The following is a 19,435-nucleotide window of genomic DNA, read 5'->3' as shown; positions in this document are numbered from 1 at the left end:
GCGCGTCATTTCCCCGGAGGTACGGGAGAATCGCCCCGTGACTCTGAAGATCGACATCCAAGAGGGGGCCGCGCCGTACGAGCAGGTGCGCGCCCAGATTTCCGAGCAGGCCCGGTCCGGTGCGCTGCCCGTCGGCTACAAGCTGCCCACCGTGCGGGGGCTGGCCGAGGAGCTGGGCCTCGCCGCGAACACGGTCGCCAAGGCGTACCGCGCTCTGGAGACGGACGGGGTGATCGAGACGAGGGGACGCAACGGCACGTTCGTGGCCGCCGCGGGTTCGGCCGCCGAGCGCGAGGCGGCGACCGCCGCGCAGGGCTATGCCGAGCGCGTGCGTCGCCTCGGACTCGGCGAGTCGGACGCGCTTGCCGCGGTGCGGGACGCCCTGCGGGCGGCGTACGGGGAGTAGGCCGCTTCTGACGAGTCTTGAAGCGGCCCTCGGGGTGGAACGGGCGGGTCCGGAGAGGCGGCCGGCGCCTCGCGAGGTGCCCGGTGGCGGGCGGACCGGCCGCTCGGCGCCCGACCAGGAGCCATCAGAAGCACCCCGGGGCCGGACCAGGGCCCGGTGGCTGTGGGCACCGCTGTCGGAGGGCCCGGTCTGTGCCGGGTGCGGCACCGTTGGATGCCGCGGCGGTGGTTGATCGCCGTCGCGGCAGGACAGAAGGGGAGCCGTCCCTCACAGATACAAGCCCGCGTCGGCCCCCTCGCGAGGATCCGGCACCGACGTCGGCTGCGTACCGCGGCGCAGCGCGTACAACTCCGCCAGGGTCGCGCCCTCGCGGCCGACGCCCTCCTCCGTGCCGAGCCAGTTCACGGCCTCGCGGCGGGTCAGCGCGCCCACCTCGATGCGGGCGAGACAGCGGCCGGGGCGGACGACCGCGGGGTGCAGACGCTCCAGGTCCTCGTTGGTGGTGACGCCCACGAGGACGTTGCGGCCCTGGCCGAGCAGACCGTCCGTGAGGTTGAGCAACCGCGACAGGGCCTGGCCGGCCGTGTGCTTGGCCTCGCCGCGGATCAGCTCGTCGCAGTCCTCCAGGAGGAGCAGCCGCCAGCGGCCCTTGCCCGTGCCGTCGTCCTCGCCGATCGCGATGTCCATCAGATAGCCGACGTCGGAGAAGAGCCGCTCCGGGTCGAGAACGCAGTCCACCTGGCACCAGTCCCGCCACGAGCGCGCCAGCGTGCGCAGCGCCGACGTCTTGCCGGTGCCCGGCGGGCCGTGCAGCAGCAGGAGCCGGCCGGCGATGTCCTCGGGGGTCGTCTTCATCAGGTGGTCCATCGCGTCGGCGACCGGCGCTGTGTAGTTGGACCGCACCTCGTCCCACGTGCCCGCGGAGATCTGGCGGGTGGTGCGGTGCGGGCCGCGCCTCGGCGAGACGTACCAGAACCCCATCGTGACGTTCTCCGGCTGCGGTTCGGGCTCGTCCGCCGCGCCGTCCGTGGCCTGGTCGAGGACCTTCTCGGCGAGCTCGGCGCTGGTGGCGGTCACCGTGATGTCGGCGCCGCGGTTCCAGCGCGAGACCAGCAGCGTCCAGCCGTCGCCCTCGGCGAGCGTGGCGCTGCGGTCGTCGTCGCGGGCCGAGCGCAGCACACGGGCGCCGGACGGCAGGAGGGTGGCCCCGGACCGTACCCGGTCGATGTTCGCCGCGTGCGAGTGCGGCTGCTCGCCCGTCGCGAAGCGGCCGAGGAACAGCGCGTCGACGACATCCGACGGCGAGTCGCTGTCGTCGACGTTGAGCCGGATCGGCAGAGCGTCGTGTGGGTTCGCAGACATGTCGCCATGATCTGTCACCAAGGGAACCTCCGCATGGAATTTCCACAGCCCGCCCGTCCGCGGTTTCTTCGAAGGCGTCCTTCGAGGCGTGTCCCGGCCAAACGGCTCCCGGCCGGAGGCCCCGGGGGGCCGGCTTCCGGAAAATGTGGCACGGCTGTGCACCGACGAGGCCTGTCCTACGGCCGATACTCGCCGATACTGTTGCCCTTGATGGGACGTCATGGGTGGAATTCGGGGGCACTGCGGTGGCGGCTCACCGCGCTGCTCGGCGTAGGGGTGGCCGCTCTGGCGCTGGTGGTGACGTTGCTCAACACCCTGCCCGGAGACAGTTCGAGCAACGCGGGCACCACCCGCGACGGCGACAAGGTGCACGGCACCCCGGTGGTGCCGCCCGGCACGCCGAAACCCGAGGTGGGCTGGGGCTTCACGCACACCCAGTACAGCGCCGACGAGGGCAGCTCCGCCGCGACCGAACGCGTCGAGGGGCTGCTCGAGGGGAAGGGGCTGCCGCAGATCCAGCACATCATGGGCTGGGGCTCCGACAACCCCGAACCGGTCAAAGGACGCTACGACTTCGAGGACATGGACCGCCGGATCGACTTCATCCGCAAGTCCGGCGGCACCCCGGTCGTCACCCTGTGCTGCGCGCCGGACTGGATGAAGGGCGGCAAGGCCGGCGCCGGCAACACCGACTGGAGCCAGCAGGCGCTGGAGACCGCCCCGGACCGCGCCCACTACAAGGACTTCGCCGCGCTCGCCGCGACCGTCGCCAAGCGCTATCCGGACGTACGCCACTTCGTCGTCTGGAACGAGTTCAAGGGCTTCTGGAACAACAGCGAGGCCCGCTGGGACTACGAGGGCTACACCCAGCTCTACAACCTGGTCTACAAGGCGCTCAAGAACGTCGACAAGGACATCATGGTCGGCGGCCCGTACCTGGTCATGGACAGCGTCGACCCGCGCTCGGACGACGCCTCCAAGACCTTCAAGGGGCCCTGGGGCGCCATGGACCAGCGGATCCTGGACGCCTTCGACTACTGGAACAAGAACAAGGCCGGCGCCGACTTCGTCGTCGTGGACGGCTCCAGCTACACCAACGACGACGAACTGCTGCCCGACGAGTTCGGGGCCACCGACAAGCTCACCGCGGTCGGCAAGTGGGTGCGCGCGCAGACCCGCGACCTGCCGCTGTGGTGGGCGGAGTACTACGTCGAGCCCGCCGACGGCAACGACGACCGCAAGGGCTGGTCCGAGACCCGCCGAGTCGCCGTCCAGGCCTCCGGAATGATCGCCATGGTCAAGGGCGGCGCCTCCTCCGGCTTCTACTGGAACCCGGAGGACGAGAAGGGCTCCGGCTGCGCGGGCTGCATGTGGACGCCGACCTCCGCGGCGGACGGCGGCAAGCCGCTCGCGATGTACGACCTGATCTCCCGCTTCAGCCAGGAGTTCCCGCCGGGCACCGAGTACCGGACCGTGTCGGTCGCCGCGGACGACGTGCCCAACGTGCGCGTGCTCGCCACCGACAAGGCCGTCCTGGTCGTTAACACCCTGGACCGGTCGATCAGCGCGAAGATCGACGGAAAGCGGTTCGAGATGCAGGCGTACGGGGTGAAGTGGCTCCGGCGCTGAGCCGCTTCACCCCGTACGAATTGCCGTCCCCCAGCCCTACTTCATCGACAGGAACCGCTGCACGAGCGACGCCAGCAGCACCGCCAGCAGGGGCAGCGAGAACCAGAAGGTGCTCTGCAGCCACCGCAACTGCCGCACGCTCGGCCGCAACGCGACCCGTACGATCTCGCGGGCCGTCAGCATCAGGATGAGCGCGATCGCCGCGAGACCGCCGACCACGGACCATGGTGTCCATGTCACCTGGGGTCCGATCGGGCCTGGTTCGGCCTTCGGGACCTTTCCGGCGGGCTGCTTGCGCAGGGCGTACATCGTGACGTCGTCGTTGACGAGGACCTTCTTCAGTTCCTTCCGGGCGTCGAGGTTGCGCACGAGCCGGGAGTCCCAGCTCGCCGAGTAGCCGACGTCCATCTGCAGATAGACCACCTGACTGCGGTTGATCATCAGATACGAGTTCGGGCCCGCGTCCTTGAGCGCCTTGACCAGCCCCGACACCAGCACCGGGTCGGCCGGCGCCAGCGTCGGCACGTACTGCACCTTCTCCATGTCCCGCGCCCCCCACGGCATCGCGGGCGTCACGTTGTCGAGGGTGTCGTTGCTCATCCACAGCAGGCGCACGGTCGGATCGTCGTGCGCGTACACGTAGTTCATGGCGGTGACCTCGCCGGGGCGGATCCGCTCGAAGGGCTCGTTGCCCCAACGGGCCACCAGGAAGCCGCCCATCAGGATCAGGCCCGCCAGCAGCGCGGCCACCGGGGCCAGGCTGATGCGGTCCTTCTCCCGTTCCTTCGCGGTGACTCCGGTGCGCGGGAACAGGGCGAGACCGGTGAGCAGCGCCGCGCCGGGGAGGGCGAACATGAAGACGCGCAGGGCCATTTCGCCGCCGTACGACTGCATGCCGAAGCCCAGGAACGGTACGAAGGTGAGGACGAGCAGCGAGCGCTCGCGGTACTTGTGGTCGCGCCGCCGCCACCAGCCCCAGCAGGCGAAGGCCATCACGCCACCGGCGAGCAGCACGCGCGTGTAGAGGACGAGTTTGTGGGTCGAACTGCCGCCCTGGATACGGCCGGAGACGGACGTCGACACATTGCTGCCGACCCCGCCGACCCCGCCGAACAGGTCGTCGAAGTGCCCCGACCAGTACGGCTCGGCCATGAAGCCGACCCAGACGGCCACCAGTACGGCGAACAGGACGGGCAGGCCGCGCAGTTCGGAGCGGCCGACCAGGACGAGGACCGCGAGGACGCCCAGCATCACGAACGGCGTGAGCTGGTGGGCCGGTACGGTCGCGGCGAACAGCCCTATCAGGACCATGAGGAGCACGGCCCGCTGGCGCCGGTTGCTCGGCTCGACCTCCGCCTCACCGGGCCGCCGCTTCGTCCACAGCACGCGCGGGGCCCGGAACCAGACGAGCAGGATCGCCACGAAGGCCAGATAGAGAAGGTACGTGAAGCCCTGCGGGGAGAAGTAGTCCTGGCCGACCCAGCCGCTGAGCACGAAGATCCAGATGCCGGTCCACTTGGCGCGCCAGCTCGCCCGCATCGAGCGCACCAGGAGGAACAGCGGGGCCAGGTACAGCAGTTGGATGGCCAGCGGCCACCAGCGGATGACCTCGGTGAGGTCGGTGACACCGCAGGCCTTGGCGAAGAACGCGGCCGCGGCGAAGAAGCCCGGCCAGCTCCAGCGCGCGTCGAGATCGGGCACGGCCGAGCCGGTCCGGTCGATGTAGTCCATGAAGCCGAGGTGCTGCCACGCGGTCGCGAACCGCGGCTCGGTCTCGATCACGGCGGGCAGCGCGTGCAGCGACACCACGGTCGCCAGCAGCGTGATGAGCAGAAGTCCCTTGTGCTCGCGGGCCGTCCACAGCAGCGCGGCGAAGACCGTGATCAGCAGAGCGGCCCCGACCAGGGTCGGCAGGGGGAGCACGGAGATCAGTCCGAGCCCGCCCATCCGGTCGAGGTCGGACTCGCCGAGGCCCAGTACGGGCACCCAGTAGAGCAGCAGCGCGGCCGTCAGCAGACAGCCGAGGACCACACCCGGCCGGGTGGGGTGCCGCAGACGCTCCCGCAGGGACTGCGGCGGCTCGGGTGCGCCGAGGACGAGCGGGGACTCCTCCGCCTCTGTGGAGGATGCCGCGGCCTCCCTTACGGGCGTGATCTCCCGCAGCGCCGACTCCTGCGGGCTGAACGGCGCGTCCACCTCCGGCACTTCGACCGGTCCCAGCGAGGCCTCCGAGCCGGGCTCGCGCGCTTCGACGGGCAGGCCCAGCAAGAGTTCCCGTTCGAGTGGCGGCACCGGTTTCAGCGCCCAGGTCGGCCGGTGGTCGGGCCGCGCCCGGGGCGTTCCGGCGGGCGGGGTCCCGGGGCCCGGGCGGACGTCGGGGCGGCGCTCCTGGTGGTCGAAGTCGACGTGGATGCCGAGCGCGATGGTGTCCGAGTCTAGGGACCAGGCGGGCCCCCGCTTCGGTTCGCGGGTCTTCGAGGCGGGGACCTCGCGCGCCCCCAGGTCGGCGAGGTCCCCGTCGGGGGCCGCGGCCTCGGGCACCGCGGCGGGTACGGCCCTGATCGTCCTGTAGAGCTTCGGCGCCGCGATCGCGACGATCACCGCGAGGCTGGAGATCTCCGCGACGCCCGCGCCGGTCAGTCCCATGCGGGGCAGCAGCAGCACGGTCAGCCCGAGCACGAGAGCGCACAGCAGGCCCTGGAGATAGGCGAGTCCTGAGGTGCGGCTCTGCGCGCGCAGCACCGCGAAGTAGGTCTCCATGACGACCCGCAGCAGCGCGCCGACGGCGAACCAGCGCAGCAGCGGCGTGGCCGCATCGGCGTACCCCTGTCCGAAGACGTGCAGGATGAACGGCGCCCCGACGAACAGCCCGCCGCACACCGGCAGCATGATCCGGGCCATCCTCCGGAGCGCCGCCCGGGTGTTGGCGGCGAGCTGAGCCGGGTCGTGCGAGCCCTCGACGGTGAGCGAGGCGCCCATGTTGATGGCGAGCAGGTTGACCGTGCCGCCGATCGTGGTGGTGATGTAGAAGTACGCGTTGTCGGTGGAGCTGACCTGCGAGGCCACGAGCACCGGAACGAGGTAGACCACGGCGAGCGAGAACAGCGAGCCGGTGTAGTCGCCCGCGAGGAACCGCCCGATCTCCTTGAGAGTGGGCGGCTTCGCGTGCTCCTCGGTCGCCTTGATGTGCCGGGGCACCAGCCGCCGGAAGACCAGAAAGCCGAGCGGGACCACCGACATCGCGATCGCGGCGACCCAGGACACGAAGACGCCCGTGGTGGGGATCGCGGCCGCCAGGGCGACCAGCAGCGCCAGCTTCACCGCGGAGAACACCGTGTTGCCCACCGGCACCCACAGCGCGCTGCGCAGCCCGGTCAGCACCCCGTCCTGCAGCGTGAGCAGCGACCAGGCGGCGACGGCGAGGATGAAGCCGAGGCCGTTGAGCGGTCCGTGCAGGAAGCGGTACGAGGGTCCCCACAGGTCGAGGGTGAGCAGGAAGATCACGGCGGCCACCGCCACGATCACCGAACTGCCCGCGTACGTACGGAAGATGAGCCGTCCCGTGTGGCGGCCCGCGACCGGGATGAAGCGGGCCAGGGCGCCCGTCAGGGTGACCGCGGTCAGCCCCGCCAGGAGCTTCATCGCGGCGATCGCGGCGGAGCCCTGCCCGACCGCGTCCTCGGTGTAGTAGCGCGCCGCGACCAGCCAGTACCCGAGCCCGAGCACCGCGGAGATGCCGGTGTTGAGCATCAGCGCGTACGCGTTGCGGAACAGTTGGTTGCCTCCGGCGCCCTTGCCCCGGCCGGGCAGCCGGAGGCGGCGCCCCGACTGCTGCTCGGGCGCCTCGGGCGCGGGCGACTCTGCCTGGGCTGTGGTCGTGTCAGACACGGGAACGGATGGCCTTTCGGCGGACCTGTCGTGCTCTTCGGATCAACGCGTACCCCTTGGTGAGGACGCGGTCCCTGGCGAAGTTCCGGGCGATCGCGCGGCCTTCGACCAACCGCTCGAACTCCTCGATGCCGGTCGTACGGCGCACGGTGACCCGTTGCAGTGCGTACGGGCCCTGCCGGCGGCGCGCCAGACCGTTGCCGACGGCGAGCGACTGGGTGAAGCCCGTCTCGCGCACCGTGCGCCGCACCCGGCGGCTGGAGTAGCCGTAGGGGTACGCGAACGAGGCCGGCCGGGTGCCGAGTTCGTCGGCGATGATCTCCTTGCAGCGCAGCAGTTCGAAGCGGAGCGCGTCGTCGTCGAGCTGGTCGAGCTGCGGGTGCGTGTGGCTGTGCCCGCCGATCTCGACCTGCTCGCCGGCGAGTGCGCGCACCTGGTCCCAGTCGAGCATCGTGTCGAGGCCGCCGCCGGTGTCGTGCGCGCCGCGCAGCCAGCCCGTCGAGACGAACAGGGTGGAGGCGAAGCCGTGCTTGGCGAGGACCGGCAGCGCGTGTCGGTGCACGCCTTCGTAGCCGTCGTCGAAGGTGATGAGGACGGGGCGCGGCGGCAGCGGGTCGCCCGAGCGCCAGCTCGCCGCCAGCGTCGCCGTGTTCACCGGGGTGAACCCCTGGTCGGCCAGCAGTGTCAGCTGCTCCGCGAACGCCTCGGGCGCGACGGACAGGGCCCGGGTGGCGTCGTTCGGTGCGGTCGCCACGGAGTGGTACATGAGGATGGGCACGGGGGCGTTCATCGGACACCCCCGTGCACGGTGCGCATGGTCATGCGGCAGCCCCCTCGCTGTCCGGAGCCTCCTCGATCCGCACCACCGAGAACACGGCGCCACCCCTGTGGGCCCGGACGCTGCCGAGTGCGTACCCGCCCGCCGCCGTGAGCACTCCGGCGACGATGGCACCCGCGCGGCCCGCGCCGCCCGGCCTGGCCCCGCGGGCCACCAGCGCGTCGCGCACCCCGCGGACCACCCCGGCCGGCAGGACACGCGTGGTGTACCGGCGCTCCGACTCAAGCCCCTTGCCGGCGCCCACGCTTCGGGCGACCAGAGCCTTGGAGAGGCCCTCGGCGTAGGCGCGGGTGCGGAAGTAGGCGAAGTGCTCGCGGGCCTCGGGCACCCGGTGATGGATCACCGCGCGGTCGTCGATCAGCAGAATGGCGTCGGGTCTGGCGCGGGTGAGGCGGATGCACAGTTCCGTCTCCTCGCAGCCCAGCGGACGCTTGTCGCCGTCCCGTCCGATGCCCGTGGCGAAGCCGCCGGCCGCGTCGAACGCCGTACGGCGGAAGGAGGCGTTGCCGCCCAGGACGTTGCGCACCCGGACGCGGCCCGGCGGGAGTCCCTTGTACGTGCAGCCCACCACCCAGTCGAACTCCTCGGGGAACCAAGCCGGGCGGCGGCCCGACGCCCAGATCGGCATCGTACGGCCGCCGACGGCCATCACCCGCGGATCCGCGTACCCCTCGGCGAAGTACCGCAGCCAGTCGCGCTCGGCGACGGCGTCGTCGTCGAGGAACGCGATGATCCCGCCGCGGGAGGCGGCGATGCCGGTGTTGCGGCCCGCGGACAGGCCGCGGGGGCCCGCGTTGGCGAGCACCCGGACCTCCCCGGTTTCCTTGTACTCCCTGGTCAGCCGGCCAAGGAGCGCCGCGTTGTGGTCCACGACCAGCAGCGTCTCCAGGGCGGGCAGGGACTGCGCCCGCACCGAGGCGACCGCCGCGAGGATGTCCTCCCAGCGGTCCTCGGTGTAGACGCAGATCACCACCGAGATGTCCGGATCGTTCAAGGCATCTCTCCCCGGCCTGAGTTGAGCGCCACCGCGTGCGGCCTACGGGCCAGCGCGCGCCGGTTGGAGCGCTCCTTGAGGATCACCTTGAGTACCCGGAACCCGTCCCGCACGGCGCGCAGATTGCTGGCGCCGTGGATGCGGAGGTACTCGTGGCTGGGTATCTCCTGCACCTTGAGGCCGGCCTTGACGACCCGGATGTTCATCAGGGTCTCGACCTCGAAGCCGGTGCAGTCGAGGTCGATCTTGTCGAGGCAGTGCCGCCAGAACGCGTTGTAGCCGTAGCAGAGATCGGTGTAGCGGGCGCCGAACTTGGCGTTGACGACCGCGCACAGCACCCGGTTGCCGAGCTTGCGGATCGGCGTCATGTCGGAGGTGCCGCCGCCGTTGGCGAACCGCGACCCCTTCGCGAAGTCCGCCCCGGACACCAGTGCGGACACATACGACACGATCTCGTTGCCGTCCGCCGAGCCGTCCGCGTCGACCATCACGATGATGTCGCCGGTGCAGGCCTCGAATCCGGTGATCAGGGCATCTCCCTTGCCCTTTCCGCGCTGCTCGACGACCTTGACCTCCGGCCACAGCCCGCGGGCCACTTCGACGGTGTCGTCCGTGGAATTGCCGTCGACCAGCACCACTTCATGAATCCAGTCAGGAAGGGTCTTGAAGACGTAGGGAAGATTCTCGGCCTCATTCATGGCGGGAATCACGACGCTCACCGGAGGCGCAATGGCCAGGTGAGAGGAGATGGGCCGGTACTTGCCGGCCATTAACGGATCTTGACTCGAAAATGCGGGTCGCAGAAATGAACTCATGAGTCTGGTCCCTCTCGTCCGGTGGACCGCCCGCCCCTGGGCGGTCCGGTTCTCTACTCCGGTTCGAAAGGGGGGTTCTCACTTACGGCATGACGAAATCGATCTCCGTGCATGCCGGGTGAGCTGGCAAAGCTGGCCGACTACAGAAGTCGGTAGTCGGTCGCGCGGCACGACTCGGCACAAGTGCGGTCACCGAGCACGGCACCCCCCTACCGCGCCCCGCGCCGGGATCCATCGCGGTCCTTGAGCCCTCCCCATGAGCCGCTCGATGATGGACCGATGCGGGTGAGATGTACGACGGTATTGACGATTGTGCACGTATGGCAAGACCTGGAACGTGGCCTCACGTTTTTGTTGATTTGGCTGTTACCTAACGCCTCGAACGGATTTTCCTCATCCGTTTGAGGACGACCAGAAGCAGAATCACGGAACTGATCACGGTCACGGCCGCGATACCTCCGTGAACGGACCACCGGTGCACCGCCAGCATTCCCTCGGCGACGAGGAGATCAATGGCGATCGCTCCCGCTACGGACGCGATGGTGCGGCCCCACGGTTCGAGGCCGTGCAACGCCGCTGCGACGGCGGCTCCCGGTGCGGCGATCAGGAAGAAAAGGGTGAACGGGCCGCGCAGGGGTGAGTCCACGTCGGTGAGTGCGAGCACCGCACCGACTCCCGCGACGGCCACCGCCGCACCCGCGAGCAGTGGAAGCAGGTCCCTCCCCGGTTCCTGCCCCGACCGCTCGTCACCGTCCGACGGCGGGTTGATGCCTATCGTCTGCATTGGCGACTTTGCCCCCTGAAGCGCCGGATGCCGGACTTCAATGTCGCGCAGCGGGCGGGGGGTCGTCAAGGTGCGGAATACGTTCACGCCGTTTGGTGTGCAGGGGGGCGCGAGAGTTCCCCGGAGGCGCCGTCCGCCCCGGGAGGGGGATCCGGTAAGGGCGAAAGTCTTGGCATGGACACTTCCTGTCAACACGCGTAGCTGCTACGACAGTTGTGGCAGAGATCCTGCTAAAGGGAGGTTCCATGAGACGTTCCCGATTTACGGCATACATGACCTCGCTCCTCCTCGCCGTCGGCGTCGCCCTCACCGGGGCCGCGACGGCGCAGGCGTCCCAACTGGCCGCAGGCACCGGCTATGTGGCCCTCGGCGACTCCTACGCCTCCGGTGTCGGATCCGGCAGCTACCTCAGCTCCAGCGGCGACTGCAAACGCAGCACGAAGGCCCATCCGTACCTGTGGCAGGCCGCGCACTCACCCTCGTCGTTCAGTTTCCAGGCCTGCTCAGGCGCTCGTACGGGTGATGTTCTGGCGAACCAGCTGGGCACCCTCACGTCCTCCACCGGCCTCGTCTCGATCACCGTCGGCGGCAACGACGCGGGCTTCTCCGACGTCATGACGACCTGCGTACTCCAGTCCGACAGCGCCTGTCTGTCCCGGATCGCCACGGCCAGGGCGTACGTCGACTCGACGCTGCCCGGCCAACTCGACACCGTCTACTCGGCGATCAGCTCCAAGGCCCCCTCGGCGCACGTCGTCGTCCTCGGCTACCCCCGCTTCTACAAGCTGGGCGGCAGCTGCCTCACCGGCCTCTCCGACACGAAGCGGGCCGCGATCAACGGCGCCGCCGACTACCTGGACAGCGCGATCGCCAAGGTCGCCGGCAACCACGGCTTCACCTTCGGCGATGTCCGGCCCACCTTCAGCGGCCACGAGATCTGCTCCGGCAGCTCCTGGCTGCACAGCCTCGAATGGCTGAACATCGGCGAGTCCTACCACCCGACCGCGGCCGGCCAGTCCGGCGGCTACCTGCCCGTCCTCAACGCAGTGGCCTGAGGGCCTCAGCGACCCGCTCCGGTGGGACCCGGCGCCGGCAGCACGGCATCGGGGCCCACCGGACCACCGAACAGCCCGCCCGACGAAGCCGAGGACGAAGGGGAGACGGAGGTCCCGCCGTTCGAGGTGTCCGTCTCGCACGTCACCGAGAACGGCACCGAGTTGGACGTCGCGTGCACCGGACCGCGGACCTCCACGCTGATCTCGTTCTCGTACGTCCCGCCTTCGTCGTACGTCGTCACGATCACTGTCTTCTGCTGCGACCGGCCGCCGCCCGCCGGGAACGAGAGGGTCTTCCAGCCCGGGTCGGACACCTCACCGGTCTTCGTCACCCAGCGGTAGTCGACCTCCACGGGGACGCGGCCCACCGTGAACGTCGCCGTGAAGGTGGGCGCCTGGGCCTCGGGCGGCGGACAACTGCCGGAGTAGTCCGTGTGCGAGCCCGCCACCGACACCGACACGGACTGCTGGGGCTGCGTCGTCGTACCCCCGCTGCTGGGCGAGCTGCTGGAAGGACTGCTGCTCGCATGCGTACCGCTGGGCGAGCTGCTGCTCTTCCCCCCGCTCGAACTCGCGCCGCCCGAGCCTTCCTTGGTGGTCTGCCCGGCAGAGCCTCCACGGGTGCCGTCGTCCCGGTTCAGCAGGGCGTACGTCAGCCCGCCGATCGCCAGGGCTAGGGCGGCCAGGCCCGCGATCAGCACGACGGCCGCGCGCCGGTTGCGCCCCGGCTCCGCCGTGGTCGTCGTGGCCGTCCCGGCGGGCTGGGCCGGAACGGTGGGGGCGGGGGAGGGGAGCGGCGCGGTCGGCGGCTCCGCCGGGAAGGTGTGCACCGTCGGCGCGTAGGGGGCGACCGGCGGAGCGTCCGCGCGCGGCGTACCGCCCGCGGCGACGACCCGCAGGTCCTGCTCGGCACGCTCGCCGGACAGGCGCTGCTCCGGATCCTTGCGCAGCAGCCCCTCGATCACCGGGGCGAGCGGCCCCGCACGGTACGGCGGCGGCAACTCCTCGTCGACGATCGCCCGCAGGGTGCTGAGCGGGGTGTTCTGCCGGAACGGCGAGTTGCCCTCCACCGCCGCGTACAGCAGGACCCCGAGCGACCACAGGTCCGACTCGGGACCCGGCGTACGGCCGAGCGCCCGTTCGGGGGCGAGGAATTCGGGCGAGCCGATGACCTCGCCGGTCATGGTCAGCGCGGAACTGCCCTCGACCATGGCGATCCCGAAGTCGGTCAGCACGACCCGGCCGTCATTCGAGATCAGTACGTTGCCCGGCTTCACGTCGCGGTGCAGGACCCCGGCCTCGTGGGCGGCGCGCAGGGCGGCGAGCACCTCGGCGCCGATGTGCGCGGCGCGCTGCGGAGTGATCGGACCCTCCGCGTCCAGGATGTCGGAGAGGGCCAGACCGCGGACCAGCTCCATCACGATCCAGGGGCGGCCGTCCTCGGTCGCCACGTCGTACACCGTCACCACGTTGCGGTTGGAGACCCGCGCCGCCGCCCACGCCTCCCGTTCCAGGCGGGCGTACATCCGCTGGACCTCGCTGTCCGGGAGTCCGTGGGGCGCGCGCACCTCCTTGACGGCGACCTCGCGGTGCAGCACCTCGTCGCGGGCGCGCCAGACGGTCCCCATGCCGCCCTCCCCCAAGGGGGACAGCAGCCGGTATCGTCCCGCGATCACACGTTCACTGCCCGGTGCTTCGGACACGGGCGCCCCCCATTCGCATCCGCATGCGCATCCGCGCGAAATCTCCACTCCGCGTGATTTCTCCCCAAAAGTAGCTCAGCCGAGTGCGGATGCCGCCCCCCTGAACACCAATCCAGCCCCAAGAGCTACGACGACGAACGCGGATCCCAGCGGCGCGGCCCTGCGCAGCAGCGCCGCCACGGGGCCACCGGTCCAGCGCGGCCGCCTGGCCAGCAGCCGCGACATCCCGCCGCCGAGCCGCACCACGGCGAACCCGGCCGCCGTGAGCGTGAGGGCCAGCCCGACGCCGTAGGCGAGCACGAGCAGGAAGCCGAACCAGGCCTGTCCGAGCGCCGCGGCGCCCACCAGTACGACGACGGCGGAGGGGCTCGGCACGAGTCCACCGGCGAAACCGAGCAGGATCGTGCCGCGGATGGTGGGCGCGGTGGCGTGGGTGTGGGTGACGCCGCCGTGGGTGTGGGTGTGGGTGTGGGTGTGCGGGTCCTCGTGGTGGTGGTCGTCCTTGTGGGGATGGTCGTGATCGTGATCGTGGCTGTGCGGGTGCGGGTGCGGGTGCGGGTGCTTGTGTCCGTGGGCGCGTTCGCGGTTGCGCCAGGCGCGGCGTACGAGGGAGGCGCCGGCCAGGGTCACGAGGAGGCCGCTCGCGAGGCCCAGCCAGGCGATCACGGAAGGGGCCGCCGCCGAGCCGGCCGTGACGAGGAGGCCCAGTGTGACCACCCCGAGGGTGTGCGTGATCGTCACCGACGCGGCCAGCGGCAGGACGTCGCGGAGTCCGGCCCGGCCGCCGCGGGCGGCTGCCGTCGCCGCCATCAGCGTCTTGCCGTGGCCCGGCGCGAGCGCGTGCATCGCACCGAGGCCGATGGCGATCACCAGGGCCAGCGAGGCGAAGCCGAGCGTGAGGTGGTGGCGGGCCACCAGGTTGTCCAGGGCGCGCGTCCAGCGGTCGGCGCCGCGGGGGAGCACGGAGGCCGCGGGCGCGTTCGACCGCTCGTCGACGAGGGCCGGACCGCCGGGGCGCACCCGCAGGGACGCGGACGCGGTGTCCGACGGCGAGGAGAGCAACTCCTTGGGATAGCCGGTGAGTTCGTGCGACACCGACTTCTTCGGTACGTCGGACGCGGTCAGCGTCATACGGTCGCCGCGGGCGGTGATCTCCCGCCAGCCCGGCCCGGTCGACGCCCCGGCGCTGTGGAAGCCCACGGAGACGGTGTCCCCCTCGGGGAGCGGCGCCGTCAGCCCGCACTCCACCCGGAGGGTGTCGAGACCCGCCTGACCGGGCCGCACGCGCGCGTGACTGGTGCCGACGCCGAGCGCGACCCGGCGCCCGTTCACGGTGACCTTGCTGCCGACCGCGGCCGTCTCGCACCGCTGCCGGGCCCAGGCGGTCATGCCCAGCTTCTCGATGTCGGGCTTGGCCTGCGTCGCCGGGATCTCCGCCAGGTCCTCGACGTGGGCGACCCGCAGTTCACCGGGGGCGGCGACGAGGCCGTCGTAGCGGTTGACGGTGAAGTTGCCGAGCGGGTGGGCGCTCGCGGCGCTCGCCGGCACGAGGACGAGGGCGCAGGCGGCCGTGAGGACGGCCGCGCAGGACGCGAAGAGACGACGGGGGTTCATTCGCCGGCCTCCAGAGCCTTGCGGGCGACGCGAGCGCCCAGCGGCGAGAAGCCGGGGTTCAGCTTCAGGGCCGCCGTCAGGGAGTCGTGGGCGTCCTTCTTGTGGCCGGTGGCGCGTTCGATCATGCCGCGGTGGTAGAGGAAGGTCGCGTTGCGGTAGCCGGTGGCCGTGGCGCGGCGGGCGTACGCAAGAGCTTCCGCGTCCCGGCCGTTGACGTGCAGCGCCCAGGCGAGGGCGTCCGCGGTGTGCACGGTGTGCCGGCGGGCCCACTCGGCGCGAGCCGCGGTGAGGGCGGCCCCGCGGTCGCCGTGGTCGGCGGCGGCCAGGGCCGTGTCGAGGTCGGCGTTGACGCCGTTGGCGCGGGCCAGCGCGGTCCAGGCATCGACGAGGGCGTACTGGTCGTGGGCCTTGCGCGCGTCCCCCTTCGCGCCGCGCGCCTCGTACAACTCGCCGAGCTCGACGAGGGGTTGGGGCAGCGGATAGCGGGACACGACGTCCTCCATGGCGCGGATCGCACCGGCCCGGTCGCCCTGCGCGGCCTGTGCGCGGGCCCGGCCCTCCAGCGCGGGAAGGTAGGTGTCGTCGGCCGCCAGCGCCCGCGCGTAGTAGGTCAGTGCGGTGCCGTACTCGCCCTGGTTCCAGGAAAGTTGGCCGAGAGCCGACGCCACGTACGCCACGTCCCCGCGCGAAGTCGCCGTGGACAGTGCCAGTTTCAGGACACGGCGGGCGGTCTTCACATCCCCGCGCAGCTCGTGCACGTACGCGTACCGCGTGAAGACCGGCACGCCGGGGCGGCGGCTGTCGGCCAGGTCGGCGGCCTTCGACGCGTCGTCGTAGCGGCCGAGTTCGACCAGGGCGTCGATACGGGAGGACAGCGCGCGCTCGTTGTACGGGTTCTGGGCGAGCTCCTTGTCGGCGTACTTCAGCGCTTCGGGGAACTGGTGCCGGGCGGCGGCGAGCGCCGCGCGTCCGGTGAGCGCCGCGTCGTTGTCCGGGCGCAGCTTCAGCGAGCGGTCCAACGCGCGCTGCGCCTGCGGGTAGCGCGCGGGATCCCCCTTCGTCCGCGCCTGCTCCACGTAGGCGAGCCCGAGCGTCGCCCATGAGCCGAAGTCCTGTGGCTGGGCGCGCAGATGGGCCTGGAGCGAGCTGATGCTCGCGTCCAGGCTGCCGCTGGTGAGCAGTTCGGGAGACAGCCCCGCGGGCGCGGCCGCCACGGTCGCCGTGCCGCCGTCCCGCGCGCCCCCCCAGGCGATGGCCCCGCCGGTCAGCGCGACGGCCAGCAGAGCGGCGCACCCGGCGAGTTGAGCTCCCCGCCAACGCCGCCCGGCCGCCGCCACCCGCCGCACGGCGACCACGCGCTCGTCGGCCGCAGCGTCCTGCCCGTCACCGGCTGCCGCGGCGCCGTCCGTTCCCGCCTCGGCCCCGGTCGCCGTACTGCCGTCCGCTGCCGCCTCGGTCTCGGTGGCCTGCCCGGTGTCCACCCCCGTCTCCTCACCCCCGGGCGTGGCCTCCGCTGTGCGGTCGGCCGGTGTCTCGCCGGGGGCGGTTGTCGGCGCGTCGTGGTTCTTACGCGGGGACATGGGCTCTCCTCAAAGTCCTTGGGTGCAACGGTCGTTGCGGGGGGAGCGGCGCGGCCCGCGCCGTGGGGGATGAGTACGTGCGGGCCGCGCCAGTCGGTGGTGGGGGTCAGTACGCGCGGCCGCGCATACGGCGCCACCACATCAGGCCGGTGCCGACGAGGAGGATTCCCGCGGCGCCGGCGCCCGCCGAGAGGGCGATCAGCGTGGTGTCGCCGGAGCTGCCCGAGGCACCCGCAGGCTGAAGCGCGTCACCGAGCTGGTTGCGCACGTCGGTCCCACTGGTCGTGCCCTTGGCGAGGGCGCCGCGCGAGCCCGAGGTCGGCTCGGCGACGTACGGGAAGTAGCTCTCGAACTTCTTGTCGTTCTTGTCGACCGCGTCGCCCAGGTCGTTCTTGGAGCCGACGAGTTCACCCTCGACCACCTGGAGCGAGGCGTCGATCACGTCGTCGGTGAGCCGGCGCCCGTTCGGGAAGCCCGCGTTGTCGCCGTCGAGCACGCCGAGCCGCTTGGGATGCATGGTCGGCTTGATCGAGGTGTTGAGCCGCAGCTCCTCCGCCGGGCGGACGTTGGGCGGCTGGTTGAGGCCCTTCACGCCCTTCAGGAAGACGTCGACGAGGTCGTTGCGCGGCTCGGCGGGCGCCTTGATCTTGTAGATCGCCTCGATGAGCTTCGGCAGTTCGGGGTTGGTCACGTTCTTGAGGAACTGGGCGTCGTACCACGGCGCGGACGCGTTGAACTTGTCCTTGTCCTTCTGCGGGTTGACGACCTCGTTGACCAGCGGGTTGCCCAGCCGCGAGACCTGCGTCCAGTCACCGTGCGCGTCCTTGCGCTGCGTGGTGGACCAGATCCCCACGATCGGCTGCCCGGACGACTCGCGGATCATGTCGTTGGGCACCTGCAGGGCGAGCGAGTTGACGTTGTAGCCCTTGAGCGTGTCCCGCCCGACCTCCGTCAGGTTGCCGCCGTACAGCAGGTCGAAGACACGCAGGTCCAGGAAGAACGGGTCGTCCGCCTGACCGGCGAACGTCGTGGATCCGCCCGGAAGCTTGTACACGGCCTGGTCGCGCAGCTTGCCGTAGTCCGGCATCGACGCCTTGCCGACGTTCGACGGCGCCACGGGCACGTCGTCCGCGACCTTCGTCCGGGAGACGAGCTTCTGGTTGTGCAGCCTCAGCAGATCGATGTCGTACGTCTGCGTGATGTTCAGGTCGGGGTCGTCGAGGCTGGTGACCGGGCCCGTGTTGTAGAGGAACGTGTCCCCGTTCTTGCGGTGCGTCTTGAAGGTGTACCGGTAGATCAGCTCGCCCTGCGCGTCACCGTTGTTGTCGATGTGCAGGTCGTACTGGGCGTCGTCCGCGAACGTGAAGAAGTTCGGTCCGCCGGCCGGGTCCTCGAAGGGGATCCAGTTCGCCACGATCGTCGTCGTGTCGGGCTTGTCCGGGCTGACGAACGCGTACACGTCCGTGTTGTCGTACTGCGGTTGCCCCGAGATCAGCGGGGCCTCACGGTGGCTGGAGGCGTTGGCCGCCCCCGGTTCCAGCGCGGTCACGCCGGCGGCTGCGAGCCCCCCGGCGGCCAGCGCACCACAGACGAGGGTCGCGATGCTCCTGCGTCGCGCGCCACTCCTGGAGATAGGTGTCATGCCGTCCGTCCTCACGTCCCAATTGCCTGACGCAACGCCATTCGGAGCGCCCGCCGGGGTGGATTGGTCGAATCTCAAACGTTCTTACGTCGGCTTTCGAATCTTGTTTCACCGCTCGCGGAACATGTTGTGTGAACCTTCCTGTCCCGGCCGCCAGTTGACCGGCCGTCGACCCGCGTTTTCGCCCCGCTGATCCGTAACCCCATCCGAAGGGGCACTCGCTGCGAATGACGGTGTGACCGAGGGGACGGGCCGTGCGCGGCCGGAGAGGGAGAGGGGGAGCGGGTGGAGGCGGACGAACTCCTGGTGCTCGTGGCCGGAGGCGACCAGAAGGCATTCGAGGAGCTGTACGGACTGGTGTCCGGGCCGGTGTTCGGACTCGTACGGCGCGTGGTGCGGGACGCGGCCCAGTCCGAGGAGGTCGCCCAGGAGGTGCTGCTCGAACTGTGGCGCTCCGCCGCCCGGTTCGATCCCGGCCGCGGCAGCGCCTTCTCCTGGATCCTCACCCTTGCGCACCGGCGGGCCGTCGACCGGGTGCGCAGCGCCCGCGCGGCCACCGAACGCGAGCAGCGCGAAGGACGGCGCGCCCACCACCCCGCCTTCGACCAGGTCGCCGAAGAGGTCGAGGCCGGGCTCGAACGCGAGTGGGTCCGCCGCTGCCTGGACCGTCTGACGGCACTGCAACGGCAGTCCGTCACCCTCGCCTACTACGACGGGTACACGTACCGTGAAGTGGCCGAACGGCTCTCCCTGCCGCTCGGCACCGTGAAGACCCGGATGCGGGACGGACTCACGCGGCTGCGGGACTGCCTGGGAGGAGTCGCATGAGCGTCCTCGACCGACTGAGGGGCCGCGATCCGCACTCGCTTGCCGCCCCCTACGCACTCGACGCCCTGGAGCCCGCCGAGCGGCGCCGTTTCGAGCGGCACCTGCGGCGCTGCACGCGCTGCGCCGCCGAGGTGCGCGCCCTCGCCGAGGACGCCGTCCGTCTCGCCTGGTCCACCGCGGCGCCGCCCCCGCCGGCCCTGCGCGACCGCGTCCTGACCGCCGTACGCACCATTCCGCAGGAGGCCCCCTCCCAGGACGACGAACTGCTCGTGCGCGGCGCCGCGCAGCCGGCCCGCG

At 71.0% G+C, this 19,435-nt stretch carries 15 protein-coding genes; 5 read left to right on the top strand and 10 right to left on the bottom strand.

Going from position 1 to position 19,435, the window contains the following annotated elements; all coding sequences use genetic code 11:
* The first annotated feature begins 37 nt into the window (after positions 1-37).
* Positions 38-406 (top strand): GntR family transcriptional regulator, encoded by a 369-nt coding sequence (locus ABZS97_RS22715; protein WP_356140125.1) that lies wholly within the window; start codon positions 38-40, stop codon positions 404-406.
* A 267-nt stretch (positions 407-673) separates the two neighbouring features.
* Here ABZS97_RS22715 and ABZS97_RS22710 read toward each other — a convergent pair whose 3' ends face one another.
* Positions 674-1,786 carry a DUF5925 domain-containing protein gene (locus tag ABZS97_RS22710; protein ID WP_356140153.1) on the bottom strand — a complete coding sequence of 371 codons (1,113 nt, stop codon included), beginning with the start codon at positions 1,784-1,786 and terminating at the stop codon, positions 674-676.
* A 192-nt stretch (positions 1,787-1,978) separates the two neighbouring features.
* On the opposite strand from ABZS97_RS22710, the gene ABZS97_RS22705 reads away from it, so the two are divergent.
* The gene (locus ABZS97_RS22705) at positions 1,979-3,397 is read left to right on the top strand and encodes a xylan 1,4-beta-xylosidase (protein WP_356140124.1); all 1,419 of its coding nucleotides are present in this window, start codon (positions 1,979-1,981) and stop codon (positions 3,395-3,397) included.
* A gap of 36 nt (positions 3,398-3,433) precedes the next feature.
* On the opposite strand, the gene ABZS97_RS22700 is transcribed toward ABZS97_RS22705, so the two are convergent.
* From ABZS97_RS22700 to ABZS97_RS22680, 5 genes are all read right to left on the bottom strand, one after another.
* Positions 3,434-7,285, bottom strand: a complete 3,852-nt coding sequence (locus tag ABZS97_RS22700; protein WP_356140123.1) for a lipopolysaccharide biosynthesis protein — start codon at positions 7,283-7,285, stop codon at positions 3,434-3,436.
* Positions 7,278-8,075: a polysaccharide deacetylase family protein gene (locus ABZS97_RS22695; RefSeq protein WP_356140122.1), complete on the bottom strand. Its 798-nt coding sequence runs from the start codon at positions 8,073-8,075 to the stop codon at positions 7,278-7,280. Before ABZS97_RS22695 ends, ABZS97_RS22700 begins: the two co-directional genes overlap by 8 nt.
* 28 nt (positions 8,076-8,103) lie before the next feature.
* A complete protein-coding gene (locus ABZS97_RS22690; RefSeq protein ID WP_356140121.1) occupies positions 8,104-9,117 on the bottom strand; it encodes a glycosyltransferase family 2 protein in 1,014 nt (337 codons plus the stop codon).
* On the bottom strand, positions 9,114-9,932 hold the full coding sequence (locus ABZS97_RS22685; RefSeq protein WP_356140120.1) for a glycosyltransferase family 2 protein: 819 nt from the start codon (positions 9,930-9,932) through the stop codon (positions 9,114-9,116). The genes ABZS97_RS22690 and ABZS97_RS22685 overlap by 4 nt, the downstream gene beginning before the upstream one ends.
* A 370-nt stretch (positions 9,933-10,302) precedes the next feature.
* Entirely contained in the window at positions 10,303-10,716 is a 414-nt protein-coding gene (locus ABZS97_RS22680) for a hypothetical protein (protein WP_356140119.1), read from the bottom strand.
* A gap of 245 nt (positions 10,717-10,961) precedes the next feature.
* On the opposite strand from ABZS97_RS22680, the gene ABZS97_RS22675 reads away from it, so the two are divergent.
* Positions 10,962-11,771 carry an SGNH/GDSL hydrolase family protein gene (locus ABZS97_RS22675; RefSeq protein WP_356140118.1) on the top strand — a complete coding sequence of 270 codons (810 nt, stop codon included), beginning with the start codon at positions 10,962-10,964 and terminating at the stop codon, positions 11,769-11,771.
* A gap of 5 nt (positions 11,772-11,776) precedes the next feature.
* On the opposite strand, the gene ABZS97_RS22670 is transcribed toward ABZS97_RS22675, so the two are convergent.
* From ABZS97_RS22670 to ABZS97_RS22655, 4 genes are all read right to left on the bottom strand, one after another.
* Complete coding sequence (locus ABZS97_RS22670) at positions 11,777-13,474, bottom strand: serine/threonine-protein kinase (protein ID WP_356140117.1); 1,698 nt, start codon at positions 13,472-13,474, stop codon at positions 11,777-11,779.
* A 75-nt stretch (positions 13,475-13,549) separates the two neighbouring features.
* Positions 13,550-15,088 carry a sulfite exporter TauE/SafE family protein gene (locus ABZS97_RS22665; RefSeq protein ID WP_356140116.1) on the bottom strand — a complete coding sequence of 513 codons (1,539 nt, stop codon included), beginning with the start codon at positions 15,086-15,088 and terminating at the stop codon, positions 13,550-13,552.
* Positions 15,085-16,668, bottom strand: a complete 1,584-nt coding sequence (locus tag ABZS97_RS22660) for a tetratricopeptide repeat protein (RefSeq protein WP_356140115.1) — start codon at positions 16,666-16,668, stop codon at positions 15,085-15,087. The genes ABZS97_RS22665 and ABZS97_RS22660 overlap by 4 nt, the downstream gene beginning before the upstream one ends.
* 106 nt (positions 16,669-16,774) lie before the next feature.
* Positions 16,775-18,310 (bottom strand): DUF4331 domain-containing protein, encoded by a 1,536-nt coding sequence (locus ABZS97_RS22655; RefSeq protein WP_356140114.1) that lies wholly within the window; start codon positions 18,308-18,310, stop codon positions 16,775-16,777.
* 285 nt (positions 18,311-18,595) lie between these two features.
* Between ABZS97_RS22655 and ABZS97_RS22650 the strand changes: the two genes are divergently transcribed.
* Positions 18,596-19,138, top strand: a complete 543-nt coding sequence (locus ABZS97_RS22650) for a sigma-70 family RNA polymerase sigma factor (protein ID WP_356140113.1) — start codon at positions 18,596-18,598, stop codon at positions 19,136-19,138.
* The coding region (locus ABZS97_RS22645; protein ID WP_356140112.1) for a zf-HC2 domain-containing protein at positions 19,135-19,435 on the top strand (301 nt) is incomplete at its 3' end. The genes ABZS97_RS22650 and ABZS97_RS22645, both read left to right, overlap by 4 nt.

Source organism: Streptomyces sp. NPDC005485 (assembly GCF_040606085.1).
GTDB lineage: Bacteria > Actinomycetota > Actinomycetes > Streptomycetales > Streptomycetaceae > Streptomyces.
The sequence above is the reverse complement of the archived record's forward strand: the minus strand, read 5'-3'. Positions and strand labels throughout refer to the sequence as shown.